Below are 23,065 nucleotides of genomic sequence, written 5' to 3'. Positions count from 1 at the left end.
ATTATCCGTTAGTTTCTTCTTGTTGAGATTGAATAACCATTGGTTTATCTATTGGAATATTATTTGATAACTGATCATCTAAGATGATTTTACCATTATCATTATTTATTAAATTATTCGTAATAATACCAAAGTTATTCTTTAAATTCCCTGAGTCAATATTTTCAAGAATAATATTAACGGAATCTTCTGTATTTGTTTTTATCGAGATCACACTATCTTCACCATTTTGTGAAATAGATAAATAATCATCTAATGTCTCTGCTGTAGCATCTTTTAATAAATCACTGAGATTTAATTTATCTTCGGTTAAATTAAAATCTTGAATAGTATCAATATCATTAATAGACTCGCTTAGATCCCAAGCAAACGTATCAACACCAGATCCACCAATTAATACATCATTTCCTTGACCACCAATCAGTAGATCATTTCCTTCGCCGCCATTTAAGGTATCGTTACCGTCACTACCGAATAATGCATCATTGCCTGATAACCCTTTTAAAATATCAAGACCAATTTTACCTTGAAGGTTATTATCAGTTTCTGTTCCACTAACAACATTAATACTTGGATCAATGGTTACGCTATCAAAGCCTGAACTTTGACTCTGATTACTGCTTTCCTCACCCGTTGTGGTTACTTTTAATTCAATGTCGTTAGCCAGCTCTGCTGGTACTTTAATTTGTACACCTGAAAGCGAGACCTGTGTATCTGAAGCGTTCCATAATCCTGACTCACGAGTTAATACAATTACGCCATCAGCACCAACAGCATTTATGACATTCGCATCAGCATCATATATTTGGACGCCATCAGGAAGACCAGATAACACACTACCTTGTGGTAAGCCTGATAGTACGATTTGAGTAATCGTTTCACTGCCATCAAGATCAGTTAGTCGGACATTAATATCGATTGAATAGGTATATGTTGGTTGCTCTTTAACCCAGCTACCACCATCCCAATAATATGTCCCATCTGCAAATTGGAGGCGTTCTATATTGTAGAGATCATCAGAACCTTCACGTGCATATACATTTTCGCCACTTGTTATTCGTTTATCTGTTACTTCAAAAAATATCGATGATCCTGGTGTTTCTATAGGCTTAGTAATATCGTAATCAGCGAAATTTCCAGCATAAACCGCAGTATCTACTCCTGCTGCACCGTATAATGAATCATCGCCTTGCTCACCCATTAAAATATCGTTACCAGCTCCGGCTGTTAATGTATCGTTAACTAGACCAGTCATCGGACTACCATCAATTGTTGAATTACCGATAATCCCATCTTCACCAACTAAAACATTATCACCTTGTGAAGTTATCCTAATGCTATCAGATCCTTCCATTCCACGATAAGCATAACTTCCAGTATCTAAAGTATTCTTAAAAGGGTCATCAGTAGTATCAGTTAATGTTTTGGCATTATCGCCATACTCTTTTTCAACTGTTCCCCAATCAATATAATCCTTTCCATCTTCATATTTACCACCTGAACTATAGATTGGTTCAGACGATATATTTACTGATACAAGAATTGGATCGGCTACAGCTATGACTACCACATTAATCGTGATGGTATCTGTACCACCTTTGCCATCACTGACGATAACATCAAATTTATCATTACCGTGGAAATCGGGGTTCGGGTCATATGTCCAGTTACCATTGCTATCTACGGTGACTTTGCCATCTTTTGGATCCGTTGATTGAGTAAACGTCAACGTATCGCCATCGGCATCGGTAGCTGATAACTTGCCACCCACTGTGACTTCTTCATCTGTGGTCACAGTAATGCTGTCACCCAGCGGCGTCTTATTCTCGCTGTTATCAACAATCACAGGGCTATCATTAATAGGATTCACCGTGATATTGACAGTGATGATATCGGTACCACCCTTGCCATCACTCACGGTGACGGTAAAGCTGTCATCACCATTAAAGTTCGTGTTCGGATCGTATGTCCAGTTGCCATTGGCATCTACTGTTACGGTGCCATTTTTTGGATCACTCGATTGAGTAAATGTCAGTTCATCGCCATCGGCATCAGTGGCTGATAACTTGCCGCCCACTTTGACTTCTTCATCGGTGGTAACCACAATGCTTTCACCCAATGGCGCACCGTTGTTATCAACAATCACTGGCGCATCATTAATAGGATTCACCGTGATATTGACGGTGATGGTATCTGTCCCACCTTTGCCATCACTGACGATAACATCAAATTTATCATTACCGTGGAAATCGGGGTTCGGGTCGTATGTCCAGTTACCATTGCTATCTACGGTGACTTTGCCATCTTTTGGATCCGTTGATTGAGTAAAGGTCAACGTATCACCATCGGCATCAGTGGCTGATAACTTACCACTCACTTTAACGTCTTCATCTGTAGTGACCGCAATGCTGTCACCCAGCGGCGTCTTATTCTCGCTGTTATCAACAATCACAGGGTTATCGTTAATAGGATTCACCGTGATATTGACAGTGATGGTATCTGTCCCACCTTTGCCATCACTGACGATAACATCAAATTTGTCATTACCGTGGAAATCGGGATTCGGGTCGTATGTCCAGTTACCATTGCTATCTACGGTGACTTTGCCATCTTTTGGATCCGTTGATTGAGTAAAGGTCAACGTATCACCATCGGCATCAGTGGCTGATAACTTGCCACTCACTTTAACGTCTTCATCTGTAGTGACCGCAATGCTGTCACCCAGCGGCGTCTTATTCTCGCTGTTATCAACAATCACTGGCGCATCATTAATAGGATTCACCGTGATATTGACGGTGATGGTATCGGTACCACCTTTGCCATCACTCACGGTGACAGTAAAGCTGTCATCACCATTAAAGTTCGTGTTCGGATCGTATGTCCAGTTGCCATTGCTATCTACGGTGACTTTGCCATCTTTTGGATCCGTTGATTGAGTAAATGTCAACGTATCGCCATCGGCATCAGTGGCTGATAACTTGCCGCCCACTTTGACTTCTTCATCGGTGGTAACCACAATGCTTTCACCCAATGGCGCACCGTTGTTATCAACAATCACTGGCGCATCATTAATAGGATTCACCGTGATATTGACGGTGATGGTATCGGTACCACCTTTGCCATCACTGACGATAACATCAAATTTATCATTACCGTGGAAATCGGGGGTCGGGTCGTATGTCCAGTTACCATTGCTATCTACGGTGACTTTGCCATCTTTTGGATCCGTTGATTGAGTAAATGTCAACGTATCGCCATCGGCATCAGTGGCTGATAACTTGCCGCCCACTTTGACTTCTTCATCGGTGGTAACCACAATGCTTTCACCCAATGGCGCACCGTTGTTATCAACAATCACAGGGTTATCGTTCGCAGGATTAACCGTGATATTCACGGTGATAGTATCGGTACCACCTTTGCCATCACTGACGATAACATCAAATTTGTCATTACCGTGGAAATCGGGGTTCGGGTCGTATGTCCAGTTGCCATTGGCATCTACTGTTACGGTGCCATTTTTTGGATCACTCGATTGAGTAAATGTCAGTTCATCGCCATCGGCATCAGTGGCTGATAACTTGCCACCCACTTTGACTTCTTCATCGGTGGTAACCGCAATGCTTTCACCCAATGGTTGATTGTTCGCATCAACCAATACTGGCGCATCATTAACAGGATTCACCGTGATATTGACGGTGATGGTATCGGTACCACCCTTGCCGTCATTCACTGTGACGGTAAAGCTGTCATCACCATTAAAGCTCGTGTTCGGGGTGTATGCCCAGTTGCCGTTGGCATCTACCGTCACGGTGCCATTTTTGGGATCACTTGATTGAGTAAACGTCAACGTATCGCCATCGGCATCAGTAGCTGATAACTTGCCACCCACTGTGACTTCTTCATCTGTGGTCACAGTAATGCTGTCACCCAGCGGTGTCTTATTCTCGCTGTTATCAACAATCACAGGGTTATCGTTCGCAGGATTAACCGTGATATTCACGGTGATAGTATCGGTACCACCTTTGCCATCACTCACGGTGACGGTAAAGCTGTCATCACCATTAAAGTTCGTGTTCGGATCGTATGTCCAGTTGCCATTGGCATCTACTGTTACGGTGCCATTTTTTGGATCACTCGATTGAGTAAATGTCAGTTCATCGCCATCGGCATCAGTGGCTGATAACTTGCCACCCACTTTGACTTCTTCATCGGTAGTGACCGCAATGCTTTCACCCAATGGTTGATTGTTCGCATCAACCAATACTGGCGCATCATTAACAGGATTCACCGTGATATTGACGGTGATGGTATCGGTACCACCTTTGCCATCACTGACGATAACATCAAATTTATCATTACCGTGGAAATCGGGGGTCGGGTCGTATGTCCAGTTACCATTGCTATCTACGGTGACTTTGCCATCTTTTGGATCCGTTGATTGAGTAAATGTCAGTTCATCGCCATCGGCATCTGTGGCTGATAACTTGCCACTCACTTTAACGTCTTCATCGGTAGTGACCGCAATGCTGTCACCCAATGGTTGATTGTTCGCATAAACCAATACTGGCGCATCATTAACAGGATTCACCGTGATATTGACGGTGATGGTATCGGTACCACCTTTGCCATCACTGACGATAACATCAAATTTGTCATTACCGTGGAAATCGGGATTCGGGTCGTATGTCCAGTTACCATTGCTATCTACGGTGACTTTGCCATCTTTTGGATCCGTTGATTGAGTAAACGTCAACGCATCACCATCGGCATCAGTGGCTGATAACTTGCCACCCACTGTGACTTCTTCATCTGTGGTCACAGTAATGCTGTCACCCAGCGGCGTCTTATTCTCGCTGTTATCAACAATCACAGGGTTATCGTTAATAGGAGTCACCGTGATATTCACGGTGATAGTATCGGTACCACCTTTGCCATCACTCACGGTGACGGTAAAGCTGTCATCACCATTAAAGTTCGTGTTCGGATCGTATGTCCAGTTGCCATTGGCATCTACTGTTACGGTGCCATTTTTTGGATCACTCGATTGAGTAAATGTCAGTTCATCGCCATCGGCATCAGTGGCTGATAACTTGCCACCCACTTTGACTTCTTCATCGGTGGTAACCGCAATGCTTTCACCCAATGGTGCACCGTTGTTATCAACAATCACAGGGTTATCGTTCGCAGGATTAACCGTGATATTCACGGTGATAGTATCGGTACCACCTTTGCCATCACTCACGGTGACAGTAAAGCTGTCATTACCGTGGAAATCGGGGTTCGGGTCGTATGCCCAGTTACCATTGCTATCTACGGTGACTTTGCCATCTTTTGGATCCGTTGATTGAGTAAAGGTCAACGTATCACCATCGGCATCAGTGGCTGATAACTTGCCACCCACTTTGACTTCTTCATAGGTAGTGACCGCAATGCTTTCACCCAATGGTTGATTGTTCGCATCAACCAATACTGGCGCATCATTAATAGGATTAACCGTGATATTCACGCTGATGGTATCGGTACCACCTTTGCCATCACTCACGGTGACAGTAAAGCTGTCATCACCATTAAAGTTCGTGTTCGGATCGTATGTCCAGTTGCCATTGGCATCTACTGTTACGGTGCCATTTTTTGGATCACTCGATTGAGTAAATGTCAGTTCATCGCCATCGGCATCAGTGGCTGATAACTTGCCACCCACTTTGACTTCTTCATCGGTGGTAACCGCAATGCTGTCACCCAATGGTGCACCGTTGTTATCAACAATCACAGGGTTATCGTTCGCAGGATTAACCGTGATATTCACGGTGATAGTATCGGTACCACCTTTGCCATCACTCACGGTGACAGTAAAGCTGTCACTACCGTGGAAATCGGGATTCGGGTCGTATGTCCAGTTACCATTGCTATCTACGGTGACTTTGCCATCTTTTGGATCCGTTGATTGAGTAAACGTCAGTTCATCGCCATCGGCATCAGTGGCTGATAACTTGCCACCCACTGTGACTTCTTCATCTGTGGTCACAGTAATGCTGTCACCCAATGGTGCACCGTTGTTATCAACAATCACAGGGTTATCGTTCGCAGGATTAACCGTGATATTCACGGTGATAGTATCGGTACCACCTTTGCCATCACTCACGGTGACGGTAAAGCTGTCATCACCATTAAAGTTCGTGTTCGGATCGTATGTCCAGTTGCCATTGGCATCTACTGTTACGGTGCCATTTTTTGGATCACTCGATTGAGTAAATGTCAGTTCATCGCCATCGGCATCAGTGGCTGATAACTTGCCACCCACTTTGACTTCTTCATCGGTGGTAACCGCAATGCTTTCACCCAATGGTGCACCGTTGTTATCAACAATCACAGGGTTATCGTTCGCAGGATTAACCGTGATATTCACGGTGATAGTATCGGTACCACCTTTGCCATCACTCACGGTGACAGTAAAGCTGTCATTACCGTGGAAATCGGGGTTCGGGTCGTATGCCCAGTTACCATTGCTATCTACGGTGACTTTGCCATCTTTTGGATCCGTTGATTGAGTAAAGGTCAACGTATCACCATCGGCATCAGTGGCTGATAACTTGCCACCCACTTTGACTTCTTCATCGGTAGTGACCGCAATGCTTTCACCCAATGGTTGATTGTTCGCATCAACCAATACTGGCGCATCATTAATAGGATTAACCGTGATATTCACGCTGATGGTATCGGTACCACCTTTGCCATCACTCACGGTGACAGTAAAGCTGTCATCACCATTAAAGTTCGTGTTCGGATCGTATGTCCAGTTGCCGTTGGCATCTACCGTCACGGTGCCATCTTTTGGATCCGTTGATTGAGTAAAGGTCAACGTATCACCATCGGCATCGGTAGCTGATAACTTGCCACCCACTTTAACGTCTTCATCTGTGGTCACAGTAATGCTGTCACCCAATGGCGCACCGTTGTTATCAACAATTACAGGATCAACATTTGCGGGCTTGACCGTGATATTGACAGTGATGGTATCGGTACCACCCTTGCCGTCATTCACTATTACATCGAAGCTATCTTCACCATTAAAGTCTGTAGTAGGTGTGTATTCCCAAGACCCATCCTTGTTCACATTGACTAAGCCATTACTTGGTAGAGAATCATCTGCAAGTGCAAAGTTAAGCTCATCACCATCGGCATCTGTTGCCATTAGCTGACCACTAACAGGAATATCTTCTTCGGTCTCTGCTGTGATATTTCCACTAGCAGGATTGTTGTTATCATCTATAAATTCAGGCGCATCATTGACAGGTTTTACAGTTATCGCCACGGTTGCTGTCGCACTTGCACCATCATCGTCAGTAATGGTGTAGTCAAAACTCACATCGCCGTTAAAATTTGTGTCTGGTACAAAAACAATATTACCTTCTGCTGATATTTCAATTTGCCCATTATCAATAGAAATTATTTGCTCTTTCCCTGTAAGCTCAATACTTGCAATGGCTGTGATTTTAAAACTGCCATCAGCATCATTATCATTTTTAGTAAGATCGAGTGTGATACGTCCGTCTTCATCAACTTTCACTTGATCGTTAACGGCATTAGGCAATTTATTGACTTTACTGTCATTTTTATCTTTAGGAGATTGAGGGGCGGAAGGAGAAGATAATGAATAATTTGTCGTTTTTTCGAATGATGCAGCTGCTGGGCGTTGATTAAGCTCAGTTGTATCATATCCAGCTTGAGCGATAACTTCTTTGGCATTTCGCTCAACGCTTGTAAAACCAAAGCCACCACTATTGCCACTAATTGAGATACCAGCAGCTGATGCTTCTGCAACTTGTGTAGGATCTTCACCAGATGCAATCAACGATTGTAAGCTCGCTATTTCCGCGTCTACTTGATCATCTGCTAGTTCTAATTCTAAGCTAGGTAGCTGAGCAATCGTGCCATCCAAATGTTCAATCGATAGTATTGCATTGTCACTAAATATTAAGACATCCCCAACAGAGAGCATTTGCAACTCTGTAACTGGAGTGTTCCCCGTATCTTTATGTAATTCAACATGACCAGAAATTGACAGTATTTTACTTACATTAGTGACAACAATAGATTTCATTGAAGAAACAGTCCCTGTTTAGTTCAAAAAACAAAAAAATGTGATTTCTATAGCTTTTAAATCTCTTTATCAAAACAAATCTAGAACCTAAAATTCACATAAAGCTAACAATGGTTATAGTGTCATTTTTTTGTCACCACCTCAAGCTGTTATATGAAATATTTATAATAAAAACAGCAATTACTAAATTTAATGTATAAAAAAGCCGACAGTGCTTTCACACTGTCGGCTTTCATTGATTTAATGCGTACTAGTTAACACTCATTAATCGCGTTGCGCACACGCTTATCAGATACTGGATATGGCGTACCCAATTGTTGCGCAAAGTAGCTCACACGAAGCTCTTCAATCATCCAACGGATCTCTTTTACCTTATCTGGCACTGGTTGCCCTTTCGGGATCTTATTCAGTAGCTCTTTGTAGTCATTCACCACTGATTCAATCTTCAGGATATGCACACGGTCTTTGTTTGGATCGATTGGCAGTTTTTCCATTCGACGCTCAATAGCACGCATGTAACGAAGAATGTCTGGCAGACGTTTCCAACCACATTCCGTGGCAAAGCCTTTGAAGATCAAACCTTCAATTTGCGCTTTGATATCTGACATCGCAAACGCCATATTCAAATCAATACGACCTTTCAAACGCTTACTGATATTAAATGCCGTTGTTAAAATCGCTTCAACTTGTTTAGCAATATCTACTACCGTGTCGCCAAGCTCTGCACGAACAAACTCTTTCAGTGCTTCAAATGACTCAGGCTGCCATGCTAAACCGCCTTTTTCTTCAATCAGCTTATCAACACCGCAAGCAATACAGTCATCGATAAGATCCAGTACACGACCATACGGGTTGAAGTACAAACCTAGTTTCGATTTGTTCGGTAAGTTTGAATGCAGATACTTAATAGGCGATGGTACATTAAGCAGAATCAAACGACGTTGACCGGCTTGCATCGCATTATGTTGCTGCTCTTCGGTTTCAAACAGTTTGATACCAACAGAGTCTTTATTATCCACCAGCGCAGGATACGCTTTAACTTCAAAGCCACCACGTTTCTGTTGGTAACGCTCAGGTAGCGCACCAAAGCTCCACGTTTTCAAACCATCTTGCTCGATATCATCATCAGCAACTTGCGATAACGTCTCTTGAACCTTCTCTTTCAAGTTATCTTTCAGGCCATAGATATCTTTGCTTTCACGTAACTTACGATTACGGTGATCCACTGCACGATAAGTAATGCGCAAGTGATCAGGGATCTGATCTAAGTTCCAATCTTCACGCACAATTGTCACGCCACTCATGCGCTTTAATTCTTTTTCTAAGGAATCTAGCAATGGCGCTTCCATTGGCTTAACACGTGCTAAGAACGCATCGGCGTAGTTTGGTGCTGGCACAAAGTTACGACGTAACGGCTTTGGTAATGATTTGATCAGTGCCACAATCAGTTCATGACGTAACCCTGGGATCTGCCAATCAAAACCATCAGGCTGAACTTGGTTCAAAATAGCCAATGGTACATGTACGGTCACACCATCGTTATCTTCACCCGGTTCAAACTGGTAGCTTAGTTTTAGCTTCAAGTTACCTTGATACCAGAAGTTTGGATAATCCAAATCAGTAACATGGCTTGCATCACCACGGAACAGCATTTCACGCTCAAAGTTTAATAACTCTGGGTTTTCTTTTGATGCTTGTTTCCACCACGTATCAAAGTGGCGGCCTGACGTTGCTTTTAAGCCAATACGCTGATCGTAGAAGTTAAACAACTCATCATCATCGATCAGAATGTCACGACGACGGGATTTATGCTCTAACTCTTCGACTTCACGCAATAGTTTACGGTTTTGATGATAGAACTTATGGCGTGTCTCCCAATCTCCTTCTACCAATGCAGATCGGATAAAGATCTCACGAGATAAGGTTGGATCAATACTGCCGTAATTCACTTTACGTTTAGCAACGACTGGAATCCCGTATAGGGTTACTTTTTCAAACGCATGAACAGCAGCGGATTTTTTCTCCCAATGCGGTTCGCTATAACTACGTTTGATCAAGTGACCCGCTAATGGCTCAACCCACTCAGGTTGGATTTTCGCTGCAACACGTGCCCATAAACGTGATGTTTCCACCAGCTCAGCAGCCATCACCCATTTCGGTTGTTTCTTGAAAATGCCCGATCCAGGGAAGATGTTAAAACGTGCATTACGTGCGCCTTGGTATTCGTTTTTCTCTTGGTCTTTCATACCAATGTGAGAAAGCAAACCGCTTAGTAGCGAAATATGAATACTGTCGTAACCAGCTTCGTTACCGTTGAGTTTCAACTCAAGCTCTTTGATCACTTGGTTGATTTGGAAGTAGATATCTTGCCATTCACGGATACGTAAGTAGTTTAGGTAATCTTTCTTACACAAACGGCGGAACTGATTATTTGACAGCTCTTTTTGCTGCTCTTGGATGTAATCCCATAGGTTTACAAACGCAATAAAATCAGAGTCTTTGTCATTAAAACGACGGTGCTTCTCATCCGATTGTTGTTGCTTATCAGATGGACGCTCACGGGGATCTTGGATCGACAAACCTGCCGCAATGATCATCACTTCACGTAACGCACCATGCTTAGGTGCTTCTAACACCATACGTGCTAAACGAGGATCAATCGGTAAACGTGCTAGCTGTCGACCCATTGGCGATAGACGCTTACGTGGATCCGTCGCTTTCGGGTTAATGGCTCCCAACTCTTCAAGCAGGCGAATACCATCTTGAATGTTACGGTTATCCGGTGCTTCTACAAATGGAAAGGCTTGGATATCACCCAAGCCAATGGAGGTCATTTGTAAAATAACAGACGCAAGGTTGGTACGCAGAATTTCAGGATCAGTAAACTCTGGGCGCGATAAGAAATCTTCCTCAGAGTAAAGACGAATACAGATACCTTCTTGAACACGACCACAACGCCCCATACGCTGATTAGCACTTGCTTGTGAAATCGGCTCAATAGGAAGACGCTGTACTTTTGTACGGTAGCTATAACGGCTAATACGTGCCGTACCCGGATCGATAACGTATTTAATACCCGGAACTGTAAGCGAGGTTTCAGCCACGTTAGTCGAAAGGACAATGCGACGACCTGAGTGCGATTGGAATACCCTATTCTGCTCACCTGCCGACAAACGTGCGTACAGTGGCAAAATTTCAGTATTACGCAGCTTACGTTTTTCTAACGCATCTGCTGTATCACGAATTTCACGCTCACCGTTCATGAAGATCAGGATATCGCCTTCACCTTCATCGCACAGTTCATCAACCGCATCAAAAATCGCATCTAATTGGTCACGATCGGTATCATCACCGTCTTCAACCACTGGGCGGTAACGTACTTCTACAGGGTAAGTACGGCCAGACACTTCAATAATGGGCGCATTGTTAAAGTGTTTTGAGAAACGCTCAGGATCGATGGTTGCCGAAGTAATGATAACTTTTAAATCAGGGCGCTTCGGTAATAACTCACGCAAGTAACCCATGATGAAATCGATGTTTAGGCTACGTTCGTGGGCTTCATCGATAATAATGGTATCGTACTGATTTAAGTAGCGATCGTGTTGAATTTCAGCCAGCAGAATACCGTCTGTCATCAACTTCACATGGCTATGCTCTGAAACTTGATCGTTAAATCGTACTTTATAACCTACGTGTGAACCCATTTCACATTCCATTTCTTCTGCAATACGAGAAGCAACAGAGCGTGCAGCAAGACGACGAGGCTGAGTATGACCAATCATGCCGTGGGTACCACGACCGATCTCTAAACAGATTTTAGGTAACTGGGTCGTTTTACCAGAACCTGTTTCACCCGCCACGATCACCACTTGGTTATTTAAAATCGCTTGTGCAATTTCATCTTTCTTTTGGCTTACTGGCAGCTGTGCTGGGTAAATGATTTTTGGACGCTGGGTGCGACGACGCTCAACGGTTTGCATTGATTTCGCAATATCTACTGCAATCTCATCAAATACCGCATGCTTGGATTTTTCATTTTTAATCTTTGATGCGCCCTGTACACGTTTGTGTAGACGAAACTGATCGCGCATCATGCAATCTTTTATCGCAGACTTTAATGTTTTTTCATTATTCAACACGTCTGCTTGAGTATTATTCGACTGACTCAATGTAATTCCTGTCTTTTCAATGACTAATGGATACCGAGAACATCATGATGAAAACTTGCTCAGTATCACTTGGCAATTCGAAATTTTTGTTAATTCTATCACAATTGAAACGGTGTGAGAGCAGCTTAAAAGACAATTACTAGGGTGTAATGATGGGCATTAAGTCCAAGATGGAAAAGAATGGATAAATTTACGCTAATTATGGTAAGTAAAGAGGTGAAAGCCTCAAACTTAGTCAATAAATAACAAGTTCGAGGCCTCAATATGTGAGCAAATTTCAGAACAATTAATGTTAAGCCGCTATTGCTTCTTCATCCTCATTGACTAAGTTCTTCAACCACTTTCGACCATAGATACGATAGGTTGTGAGCCCTACTTTTACCACTTCTTCAGCTAAAATTGAGATTAGAACCCAGTGTAATGGCCACCCAAGCACCAGCCCAGTTAATATCGCTAAAGGAATACCAATGCCCCATTGACCAAATATATCGATAAAGATGCTGTATTTAATGTCGCCACCGCTACGCAATACACCACCAATGCCTACCATATTAAACACTTTTAAAAACATGCCTAATGCTAAAACCAACGTCACATTGAGTGACAGATCCAAATTAGGTGTATTGGCTTTTGCTAACCACTCTCCCACCAGCCCACTAGAGAACCAAATCGAAACGCCCATAATGAACGCTATCGATACACTGATAACGAGAAATGACCATGATTGATGAAACGCCCGTTGATAGTTTTCCGCCCCTAACTCATGACCAAGAATGGTTGCTGCTGCCACTGAAAAACCAAAGAAAGCAGAAATCAAGACTCCTTCGATTGGAGATAACAAACTGATAATTGCCAGCTCTGTCACTCCTAATTTGGCAAAGATAATGCTATACACCAGCACACCCATTGCCCACGCACCATCATGAATGATCATTGGCCAGGCTACAGTAAAATAACGTTTTCGTGCTTTAGGTGTTCGTGCTGGCTCAATATCTTCAGCTTTAGGTAATACTTTTTTATAACTGATATAGGTGATCACAAGTAAAACCGCTGTTTGTGCTGCACGTGAAATAGTTGTACCTAATGCAGCCCCTGCTAACCCCATTTCAGGAAAACCGTATAACCCAAAGATAAGTAATGCATTTAAAACAGCATTAACAACCACTGCCAACAGCCCAACATAAGTAGGCATCTTAGCCTCACCGATGGCACGTAATGCAGATTCCAACGGAACAACAATGGCAACAAAAACAATTGTCCAGCCCGATATGTATAAATAATCATGGGCGTGTTTCACAAAGCTTGGATCATCACTGACCAGTGAGACAATCTGCTCTGGAAAGACACGATACACAACGGCAAAAGGTAAAGTTAATAAAATGGCGCATACCCAAGATTGCAACAAGGTACGTCTTACCCCTTCCATTTTTCCTGCGCCAAAATATTGCGCAGCTAATACACCTACAGCACCGCTAACACCCACAATCAATAGGAAATTGAAAAATACAATTCGGTTACCAATACCGACCGCTGCTACCTGTGCCTCACCCAGTTGTGACACCATAATAACGTCTACTAAACCAAGAACTGCAAATAACATTGACTGTAACGATACAGGCAAAGCTAAACGCCATGTTTTTTGCCAAAATGTTTTATCTACTGAGCTTCGCCACTGTTGCATGATCGCCACCTATGTATTTGTTTTAGTGTGAGAGTGATCATACCTAGCCTTGTTAAAAGACGTTTATTCTAAGCCATCAAAAACCTTTGCCAAACTATCAACTTTTTATTTAACAGGCTGACTATGGGTAATATAGAAACTTTTACAATTTCGCCATTATGCCAATCCATCATTATTGATCAGCTCCAATCAATCGAATTGGAAAGACACAAAATCCTTCAATGTGGCATAAATTACGGCAAAGAAGCGTTCAGTATTTACCGACGCAATCCTGAAATGTATATGTTGCTCTATACCACAAAAGGAAAAGGGTTAATAAAAACCCCAGAGAAAGAGTGGCCACTTGAAGCTGGCAGTGTTATTTATATTCCACCAGCACAAGAGAACTGCTTTATTATCAATCCAGAAGATAACGAAGCATTAGAATGGGATGTTGCATGGGTAATGCTTGAAAGTAATAGTCATTGGGATAAAAGCTTGCCTCATGATATTTATTACAATGAATCACAATCTTGTGATTTACTATTTAAAACTATCACCTGTTTAAATGATGCCTTAAGCTTTCGTTATCCTTTAGGGGATGCATTATGCCGAAGTATTACGGAACAAATTTGCTTATTGGTAGAAAATCGTTCTACATCATATGCCCCTAAAGCCCTCACTCGCTTAGAGCATGTCTTTCAACAAACCAAAAGTCAGCTTCACCATCCTTGGCAAGTAAGTGACTTAGCAAAAATGTACCCTTGTTCTGAACCTCACTTTCATCGTTTATGTCAGCAATATTTTCAGCAAAGCCCGATCGCACATTTAACACAAATTAGAATGGAGCATGCAGCAGGTTTATTAACCACTACAAACTGGTCTATTCAACATATCAGTGATTTATGTGGCTACCCTAACCCCACCAACTTTAGTACTCGCTTTAAAGCGTGGAGTCGCTTTACACCTCGACAGTTCCGTGGTCAATTTCAGTCTAAAAAGTAAACAAAACCTGTAAAAACAAGCAGATTATTAGAATTTTTTTCTAACAAAGGCTTATATCAGTTAAGCTAATAACCATTAGATAGTTATTGCTTACACGTATATTGTTAGAGGAACAGGTGATCTATGAAAAACGGCTTTATCTATAGTTACCAACTTGATGCCACCAAAGCATCAAAGCCTTTAACGCTAGAACACATTAATCAATGGAGTAGTAATGATGGCTTGCTGTGGTTACATCTCAACTATACCGACCCAGATGCCCTTGCGTGGATCCAAAGCAGTGCTCTACCTGACATCGAAAAAGATGCACTCACTACACGCCGTATTCGCCCACGCCTAAATCAAACCAAAGAAGGCTTCTTTCTTTCATTACGTGGGATCGATATCGAATCTAATACACCTTCTGACGTACCAGCAGAAATGGTTTCCATTCGTGGTTACTACACCAAGAATATGATTATCACGACATCTGATCGCCCTGTTCGCGCTTTAGATCGTGTCTCTGCACATATCGTTGGCGGCTTTGGACCAAAAACCATTGGGGCATTCATCTTATGCCTATGTGATCACTTAACCAGCAATAAGATGGAAGTCATCGACACATTAGATGACAGACTGACGGCACTTGAAGATCAAGTGATGAACAACAGTGACGAAAATTTACGTAATAACATTGCCGTGCTTCGACGTGAAACGGTTTATCTTCGCCGTTATGTCACCCCGCAACGTGATGCTATTGCTAAACTGCTTACCATTGATACCCCATTGTTAAGTCTTTCTGATAAACAGAAAATCCATGAAGTGAATGAAAAGCTCATCCATGTCTTAGATGACTTAAATGCCATTCGTGAACGTGCGAACGTGACACAAGAAGAACTAATGAGTTTACAATCTGAAGCCTTGAATCAGCGATTATATTTTCTCTCATTAATTACCACAATATTCCTACCGTTAGGCTTTCTAACAGGATTATTAGGCGTTAACTTAGGCGGAATTCCTGGCGCACAATATCATTGGGCATTTTTTATTTTCTGTGGCCTATTATTTGGTGTGTTAATTTTGCAACTAGTGCTTTTTTATCGAAAAAATGGATATAAATTAATAATGACAATTAAATAAATCACACTTATGTAATTCAATATTGTCAATTTCATACTTGATTAAATAAAAATATTATTAAATTATTAATGTAGAAATAACTAAAATAATAAGGCTAATAATGTTCAAATCTTTACGGACACTATTCCGACAATTAGTAAACGATACAAGTTGCGGTGATGCTGTTGATACCCCAACCCTGCACTTAGCAATGGCTTCTTTATTATGTGAAGTTGCCAGTGCCGATCATGAACAAGATCCAAGAGAAGAGATAGCTAAACAACACTTGTTAATGAAATTGCTCGATATTAACGAGGTCGCTGCAAGTGACTTATTAACCAAGGCGCAACAACAAAGTGATTCTTCTGTTTCTTTGTACGATTTTACGAACAAACTACGATCACTTGAGCAGTCTGAACGCTATCAACTTATTGAAGCAATGTGGAAAGTTGCCTATGCTGATGGTGTCATTGATCCACAAGAAGAAGCAGTAATACGCCAAGTATCAGAGTTGATATATCTGGACCATTCCGCATTTATTAAAGCAAAAATTACCGCTAAAGACGCCATGATTTAATCACTTAAAAGAGCTAATTTTTAGCTCTTTTCTTTTCTCTAAGTTTCTTGATAGATCTAATATCTGCACCTACTCTTTATATAGAGTGCAAGCTAAACCATATACTAATATACGCACCTATATATTTTACTAGACAAATAGAGCAATCATTTAATAGGCAATTTTAAATAGTCTTGTTACATATGAAGACTATAAACAAGGAGGCACCTGTAACATATTCCGTTACGTGTGCCTTTATTGTATTTGAGATAGGCATGAAAATACTGACATACCTGTCTAACAATTATTTTTAATATCATTCTTATTTTTATAGATATAGCTATATGCAACAATCGCTGAAATAATATATTTATCAATTCATTGATTATTCATATAGTTATAAACACTTACATTACTGCCTTATTAAATATTTGTTGGCTTGAAACTTGTACATTTTGTCAATGATGAACGACGCAATGAATGTCCATGAGTATTTTTAACTGAGTGAGGCAAAGATATGAAGTGTTTACGACACTCTTTACTAGCATGCTCGTTAGCCTTAGTTTCTACCTCGGCATACAGCATAATACCGCACCCATTTACCGATAATGGTGGGTGTCCTAGTGATGCATTCCTATTCCAAGGTAATCCATCAACGGTATATAAAGTAGATTTATCATCTGGTTTCTATCAAGCTTCTGATCCAATGACCTCCTCTATTAATGCGGTAGGTTATAACGAAACAGATGACTACATTTATGGTTTTGATAACACCAACTTTACAGTTGTTCGTGTCAATCAACTTTTCCAACATGAAAACGTCTCCGTTACAGGTCTACCCGGCTCAACCACCTTCCCAACGGGTGATGTATTCAATAACAAATACTACGTCTACAAATCTGGTACAGGTATGTACGAGATCGACTTAACCACCCTGGTGGCAACCCAAGTGATGACTGGTGGTAATGCATCTCTCGGCCTTACTGATATGGCGTTCCATCCAGATGGTTCTGGTCGATTATTTGCTGTTGATAATAGTACTAAGAAACTCTATGAGATCAGCAACTATAACTCGTCAGCAACCTTCACTGAAATTGGTGACACAGGCATTACCGGCTCTTCAACCTTCGGTGCACAATATTTTGATGCCAATGGTTATTTGTACCTCAGCCGAAACCAAGATGGTTTAGTGTTCCAAATTGATATCAGTAACCTAGCAAGTATTGATGCTACCGCAGTTCAATATTCAGCAGGTCCAGTTTCTGGCACCAATGATGGTGCTCGTTGTGCTAATGCACCTATTCTGGCAGCAAACACTGACTTTGGTGATGCACCTGATACCTATAAAACTTCTCTTGCAGCCAATGGTGCGCGTCACTACAACGTATCAGAAGTCAACTACTTCTTCGGTAGTGAAATCGATACAGAAGGTGATGCTTTAGTTTCACCAAGTTCGGATGATGCCGATGGCACACCAAATGATGAGGATGGTATTTCATTCCCAGCGAACTTCAAACAAGGTTCAGATGCACTAATTCAAGTTCTAGTCGGTGGTTCTGCCCCTGGTTATGTCAATGTCTGGATTGACTGGAATAACAATGGTGTGTTTGATGAATCTACCGAGCATACTATTACGGATCTTCTACTCAATGGTGGTGACGGTGTAACACCAGCAACGCATATGCTTAAAGTTCGTGTACCTGATGATGCAACTACAGGACAAATTTGGGCGCGTTTCCGTATAGCAAAAGATGCTGGAGCACTCTCTTATGGTGGTGTTTCCTACGGTGAGGTAGAGGATCATCAGATCACAGTCGATGCGCAAGCAGTAACGCATAACTGGTACCCATCATCCAACTCTTGGGTAACCCTAGTGTATGAAGATGACTGGCCACAACAAGGTGACTTCGACTTCAACGATGTTGCGATGTACTACCGTGTAGATAAAGTTACAGATACCAATGGTGATATATTACGTTACGATATCTACGGTAATTTACGTGCATATGGTGCGGACTTCGCTAACGGCTTTGCCGTGAAAATTGATGGTATAGCAACCGGTGCTGTAGATTCATCAAGAACAAAACTCGTCGTTAACGGCGTAACTAAACATTTTACGCAAATTCTAGAATCCGGTACGACTGATGCCGTAGTGATTATTTCTGAAAACCTAAAAAATGAGATTTCAGCACCTGCTTGTTCAGGTGGTTTAGGTGCGTACTATCGTGTATGGACAGGCTGTTCAAGCGACGCAGTCGATCAATTCCAATTTGAAGCAAGTATTCCATTCACCACGCCTATTACTTCAGCAAGTGCGCCAAGCATGCCGTTGAATCCATTTATCTTCGGTACACCAGGAATCGACCATGGTGACGGTACGCGAGCAACAGATGGTCGTGCAGTTGAAATCCACTTGAAAAACTATGATGTCACTAGTAAAGCCAATACCACCTACTTTGGTACTGACGATGACACATCTGTTTACGTAGATGGTGATTGTCCGGGAGTTAACTGTGACACTTACCACAACGCTAACGGTGTTCCTTGGGCCATTGTAGTTGATACCCCATGGGATCACCCAAATGAAGGTACTAATATCCTAACGGCTTACCCTGATCTTGAAACTTTCGCAACATCTGGTGGTGTAAGTAATACCGACTGGTATCTACGTGCAAATGCCGTTGTCAGCAAACTCTTTGAATAATGGAGAGGAGTATTAAAAATGAAAAGTTTATACCTAACACTTTTTACTGCCGCTCTATTATTAGGTTGTGGTGGTGGCGGTGGTGATGATGGCAACACCAACACAGACACACCACAGCAAGCCGTGCCTAATCCTGATCAAAATGTCGATGATCAGGTAACAGGTGGTACTGGAGATGCAGGTGACAGCACAGCGAAATTTGAGGATTTAGTTATCCCTGATGATTTCGACTTAAGTACAACTTACGATATGCCTATCAGTATTGATCTGGATACCACTGAACCAATGAGCTTAAGCGTATACGGTGACTTTACAGTAGCGGATGATGGCTCTATTACACCGATTGCAGGTAGTAAGATCATCTCAGGGCAAATCGCTAATGGCGACTTTAATGGCGTCATTGCAGCAACAGGGACATTGAAAAATGTACTGATTGAGGCATGGTACCAAGACCCAAATAAAGAACCTTTCCAAACAGTTGTGAGCGTTAATGCCGACGGTATTACTATTAGCAACTAACAGGAAATAATAGAAATCGGCTTATACACTTTCAATTAGAAAGAATCAGTAATAAGCCGATTTTCTTTTAACTATGAAAACCATTACGCTTCTGACTATTAGCTTAACTTTCAACATACTTTTACTTGGCTGTAAAAGCGATTCAACACAAACAAATCAGCCTCAGACTACAGACCTTGTTCAACCAGATAATACTAATGGCGCTGAAATATCAGAATCCCCTGTTCAGCTACCTTCTATTCCAGATACTGATTCAGAAACTAATGACAGCTCTAACAGCTCACAGGCAAACATCGAAGACGAAGTAGTCATTGTAGTTCCGGAGACTCAAGATCCCGTTATTCCGCCTGAACCTGAACCTGAACCTGAACCTGAACCTGAACCTGAACCTGAACCTGAACCTGAACCTGAACCTGAACCTGAACCTGAACCTGAAAATCCTACACCACCACGTTCAGATGACAACAACGATAATGACTTTGGTGATCTCGATATTCCTGACGATTTTGATTTAAATACCTCTTACGATATGAGCATCAAAATCGACTTAACAACAAAAGCTATCCTAAAGCTCACGATCTACTCTGACTTTACCGAGTTTGAAAATGGTGATATTTCACCGATAGCAGGCAGTTTGTTAGTCTCAGGCAGCATACTAAATGGAAATTTTAACGGCACCATTAGAGTCACAGGCACAATGAAACATATTTTGATCCAAGCGTACGACAATAATGCCAACCTGTTGTTCTATCAAACAATTGTCGCAACCACACCCGATGGCATCATCATTACGGATTAACTTATTTAATATCAATCACACGACTGGCTTTTTTATATTTGATCCGCCAGCCTTGCCAACGTGGCAACTCCCAGCGTTTCGGATCCGCTTTACGACTTCCTTGAATATGATTAGCTACTACCAACTTGCGTAGAATATCGTATTCAATCGCCATCACTAAATCTGTCAGTTTGACTTCCCTTGGGTACAGCTCATCAAACTCTTGTCTCTCCCACTCAGGGATCCCATCAAAGAGAAAGTCACTAGGCTCGAATAACGCTAAGTCATCAATCTGCTCAATGCCTAAATCATCAATTTGATCTGTTAACCACTGAGTAATATCAACAGGCTCAGGCTGACGCTTCACAAAATCAGCGTTATATAACCCTAGTGCCAAATACAAATTCCACTGTGAAATATCAGCAATAATACGAGGAGCTAATTCAGGCATGACTTCACCAGCAAGTAACATGTCCACAATCGCTGATCGTGCAGACTGCCCTTCGGGTTGTGTCCATTGAACATCAATAACGCGTCCAGCATAAATACGATGCATTGCCGTTTTAAATGTACCGTCACTTTGCTCAACTGTATCCCCTTGGACGATGTCACCTAGTTCAGCAGTGATTATTTGTGACATTGTCACGGGAGAGTTACATGTTGCTAAAATACGGTTTTGTTTTACCCCTCGCCCCGGCAAAGCAAATTGATCAAATACCAGCATGGCTTGCGATAACTGACTATCTTCGACTTTACAATCAATCAGGGAATCTTTCGCACTACTCACTTCCACTATACCGTTGCTCATGGCTTGCTGACGTTTTTCCCGACGAACAAAAACCAGTTCTGGTACTGCCTGAATGACGGCATTTTGCCATTGCTCACGCTTAAATCGACTTGTGACTGAAAGCTCTGGTAAGTCTAAAATTTCACGCATTTGTACTGACAACAATCGTGCTTCGGCAAGCATATTGTCATCAACCGTTAACCATTCCGGTAACTCATCAGCTCTCACCATTTTGACTAAGGCTGTCGCATCACAAAAGCTATTACCCAACCATTGATATAACTTTTCAAGTGTTTCTTCATTACGTGGCGGCTGCCATAAACGCTGCGGAATAGACAGCGCAGCCGCTAAATCCACCATCGCTTCTTTATCAGTTCGTGTTGTCATTGCCGTTATTAAATGGGCAAACAAGGTATCTATTGGTAACTGGTATAAACAACGCCCATAATCCGTAATAACCTCATCTTCTGTCATAGCTCGCATTGCTAATAACGCTTGTTTTGCAGCAGTAAGGGTTTTCTCTGGCAATGGATCAATAAATGGCAATTGGCTAAATTTAGCCCCACAGCAAAGTGAGGCGAGATAGGCTTCCACCAACTCTTCACGTTGAAGTTCAGGCGGAGTAATTAACTCAAGAGCAGCAGCTTTGCCATACAGACGAATGCACATTCCGTCAGTGACACGCCCAGCTCGCCCTTTTCGCTGCTCTGAACTCGCTTTGGAAATCGCATGCAGAGCTAAAACCGTGCGTCCATTACGCTGGTGGGTGCGGCGCTCTAATCCAGAATCAATGATCAACGTAACACCGGGAATCGTCACTGACGTTTCAGCGACATTGGTCGCAACAATAATGCGTTGCTTATCACTTTCGGTTAAAGCCCGTTTACGTTCATCATCGGTTACTGACGCATGCAATGGAATAATATCTAACAGCCCAGCAGTAACTTGATCACTAAACGTTTGTTTCAACGCACTTTGCGTGGCTGAAATTTCTTTTCGCCCCGGTAAGAAAATCAAAATATCTTGCTGAGTATCAATATGCTCACTCACTAAACGAGAAATGCGCTTGTCGATATTCATAATATCTGGCATATCACGACTGTCTGCAGATTGATTAATCACAGTAACGGCAAAGTTACGCCCTTTCGCGTGCAGATGCTTTGCCGATAAATAATCAACTAATCGCTGACTATCAATGGTTGCAGAGGTGATCACCAAACGATGCGATTGTTGCTGTTTAAGTAGTGCCAGTAACAAGTCAGTATCCCAACGTCGTTCATGGAATTCATCAATGATCACTGTAGCGAACACAGCTAACACCCCTTCACTTAACCAACGCAGCGCCACACCGGGTGTTGCAAAAATAATTTGGGTATTTTCATCAAAATGCTGCTCAAAACGAATCGCATAACCCACTGATATCTGTTCAGGATTCGCTTCATCTGTTGCTAAATATTCAGCCAATGAAGTACAAGCCACACGACGAGGCTCAACCACCAGCACTTTACCTTGGGATGATGCCCATAATGGTAAGCGTGTTGACTTTCCCGAGCCCGTTTCTGCTTCAACCACAATATGATCGTTACGTAATAAGGTTTTAAATGGCTGCTCGATACTATCGATTGGTAATACTTTCAACATAATGCGTCTGTGAGTAGTGAATTCGGGTTCATTGTGGCAAGGTTTTG

At 42.1% G+C, this 23,065-nt stretch carries 10 protein-coding genes; 6 read left to right on the top strand and 4 right to left on the bottom strand.

Annotated elements, in window-relative coordinates:
* Nucleotide 1: 1 nt before the first annotated feature.
* The 3 genes from Q7657_RS16060 to Q7657_RS16050 form a co-directional block, all read right to left on the bottom strand.
* Nucleotides 2-8,101: a tandem-95 repeat protein gene (locus tag Q7657_RS16060; RefSeq protein ID WP_498827367.1), complete on the bottom strand. Its 8,100-nt coding sequence runs from the start codon at nt 8,099-8,101 to the stop codon at nt 2-4.
* Between the two features lie 254 nt (nt 8,102-8,355).
* The gene (hrpA, locus tag Q7657_RS16055; protein WP_107167347.1) at nt 8,356-12,270 is read right to left on the bottom strand and encodes an ATP-dependent RNA helicase HrpA; all 3,915 of its coding nucleotides are present in this window, start codon (nt 12,268-12,270) and stop codon (nt 8,356-8,358) included.
* A 292-nt stretch (nt 12,271-12,562) separates the two neighbouring features.
* The gene (locus tag Q7657_RS16050; RefSeq protein WP_107167348.1) at nt 12,563-13,951 is read right to left on the bottom strand and encodes an MATE family efflux transporter; all 1,389 of its coding nucleotides are present in this window, start codon (nt 13,949-13,951) and stop codon (nt 12,563-12,565) included.
* Nucleotides 13,952-14,074: 123 nt separating this feature from the next.
* On the opposite strand from Q7657_RS16050, the gene Q7657_RS16045 reads away from it, so the two are divergent.
* The 6 genes from Q7657_RS16045 to Q7657_RS16020 all read left to right on the top strand — a co-directional run bounded on the left by Q7657_RS16045 (nt 14,075) and on the right by Q7657_RS16020 (nt 20,611).
* Nucleotides 14,075-14,935 carry an AraC family transcriptional regulator gene (locus Q7657_RS16045; RefSeq protein WP_107167349.1) on the top strand — a complete coding sequence of 287 codons (861 nt, stop codon included), beginning with the start codon at nt 14,075-14,077 and terminating at the stop codon, nt 14,933-14,935.
* Nucleotides 14,936-15,058: 123 nt separating this feature from the next.
* Nucleotides 15,059-16,054, top strand: coding sequence for a zinc transporter ZntB (locus tag Q7657_RS16040; protein ID WP_498827366.1), 996 nt, complete (start codon nt 15,059-15,061; stop codon nt 16,052-16,054).
* A gap of 100 nt (nt 16,055-16,154) precedes the next feature.
* Nucleotides 16,155-16,610: a tellurite resistance TerB family protein gene (locus Q7657_RS16035; protein WP_107167351.1), complete on the top strand. Its 456-nt coding sequence runs from the start codon at nt 16,155-16,157 to the stop codon at nt 16,608-16,610.
* A 496-nt stretch (nt 16,611-17,106) separates the two neighbouring features.
* Complete coding sequence (locus Q7657_RS16030; protein ID WP_107167352.1) at nt 17,107-19,293, top strand: LruC domain-containing protein; 2,187 nt, start codon at nt 17,107-17,109, stop codon at nt 19,291-19,293.
* Between the two features lie 18 nt (nt 19,294-19,311).
* The gene (locus tag Q7657_RS16025) at nt 19,312-19,812 is read left to right on the top strand and encodes a hypothetical protein (protein ID WP_107167353.1); all 501 of its coding nucleotides are present in this window, start codon (nt 19,312-19,314) and stop codon (nt 19,810-19,812) included.
* A gap of 73 nt (nt 19,813-19,885) precedes the next feature.
* Entirely contained in the window at nt 19,886-20,611 is a 726-nt protein-coding gene (locus Q7657_RS16020) for a RodZ family helix-turn-helix domain-containing protein (protein WP_181319903.1), read from the top strand.
* 1 nt (nt 20,612) lies between these two features.
* Here Q7657_RS16020 and Q7657_RS16015 read toward each other — a convergent pair whose 3' ends face one another.
* On the bottom strand, nt 20,613-23,018 hold the full coding sequence (locus Q7657_RS16015) for a helicase-related protein (protein WP_107167355.1): 2,406 nt from the start codon (nt 23,016-23,018) through the stop codon (nt 20,613-20,615).
* Nucleotides 23,019-23,065 lie beyond the last annotated feature (47 nt).

The organism is Candidatus Photobacterium acropomis, assembly GCF_030685555.1.
GTDB classification, from domain to species: domain Bacteria; phylum Pseudomonadota; class Gammaproteobacteria; order Enterobacterales; family Vibrionaceae; genus Photobacterium; species Photobacterium lucens.
The sequence above is the reverse complement of the archived record's forward strand: the minus strand, read 5'-3'. Positions and strand labels throughout refer to the sequence as shown.

Bases quoted from the DNA above. Each gene is read 5' to 3' on its own strand.
- Q7657_RS16060 (WP_498827367.1), bottom strand. From the start codon at position 8,101: ATGAAATCTATTGTTGTCACTAATGTAAGTAAAATACTGTCAATTTCT.
- Q7657_RS16050 (WP_107167348.1), bottom strand. From the start codon at position 13,951: ATGCAACAGTGGCGAAGCTCAGTAGATAAAACATTTTGGCAAAAAACA.
- Q7657_RS16045 (WP_107167349.1), top strand. From the start codon at position 14,075: ATGGGTAATATAGAAACTTTTACAATTTCGCCATTATGCCAATCCATC.
- Q7657_RS16040 (WP_498827366.1), top strand. From the start codon at position 15,059: ATGAAAAACGGCTTTATCTATAGTTACCAACTTGATGCCACCAAAGCA.
- Q7657_RS16035 (WP_107167351.1), top strand. From the start codon at position 16,155: ATGTTCAAATCTTTACGGACACTATTCCGACAATTAGTAAACGATACA.
- Q7657_RS16030 (WP_107167352.1), top strand. From the start codon at position 17,107: ATGAAGTGTTTACGACACTCTTTACTAGCATGCTCGTTAGCCTTAGTT.
- Q7657_RS16025 (WP_107167353.1), top strand. From the start codon at position 19,312: ATGAAAAGTTTATACCTAACACTTTTTACTGCCGCTCTATTATTAGGT.
- Q7657_RS16020 (WP_181319903.1), top strand. From the start codon at position 19,886: ATGAAAACCATTACGCTTCTGACTATTAGCTTAACTTTCAACATACTT.
- Q7657_RS16015 (WP_107167355.1), bottom strand. From the start codon at position 23,018: ATGTTGAAAGTATTACCAATCGATAGTATCGAGCAGCCATTTAAAACC.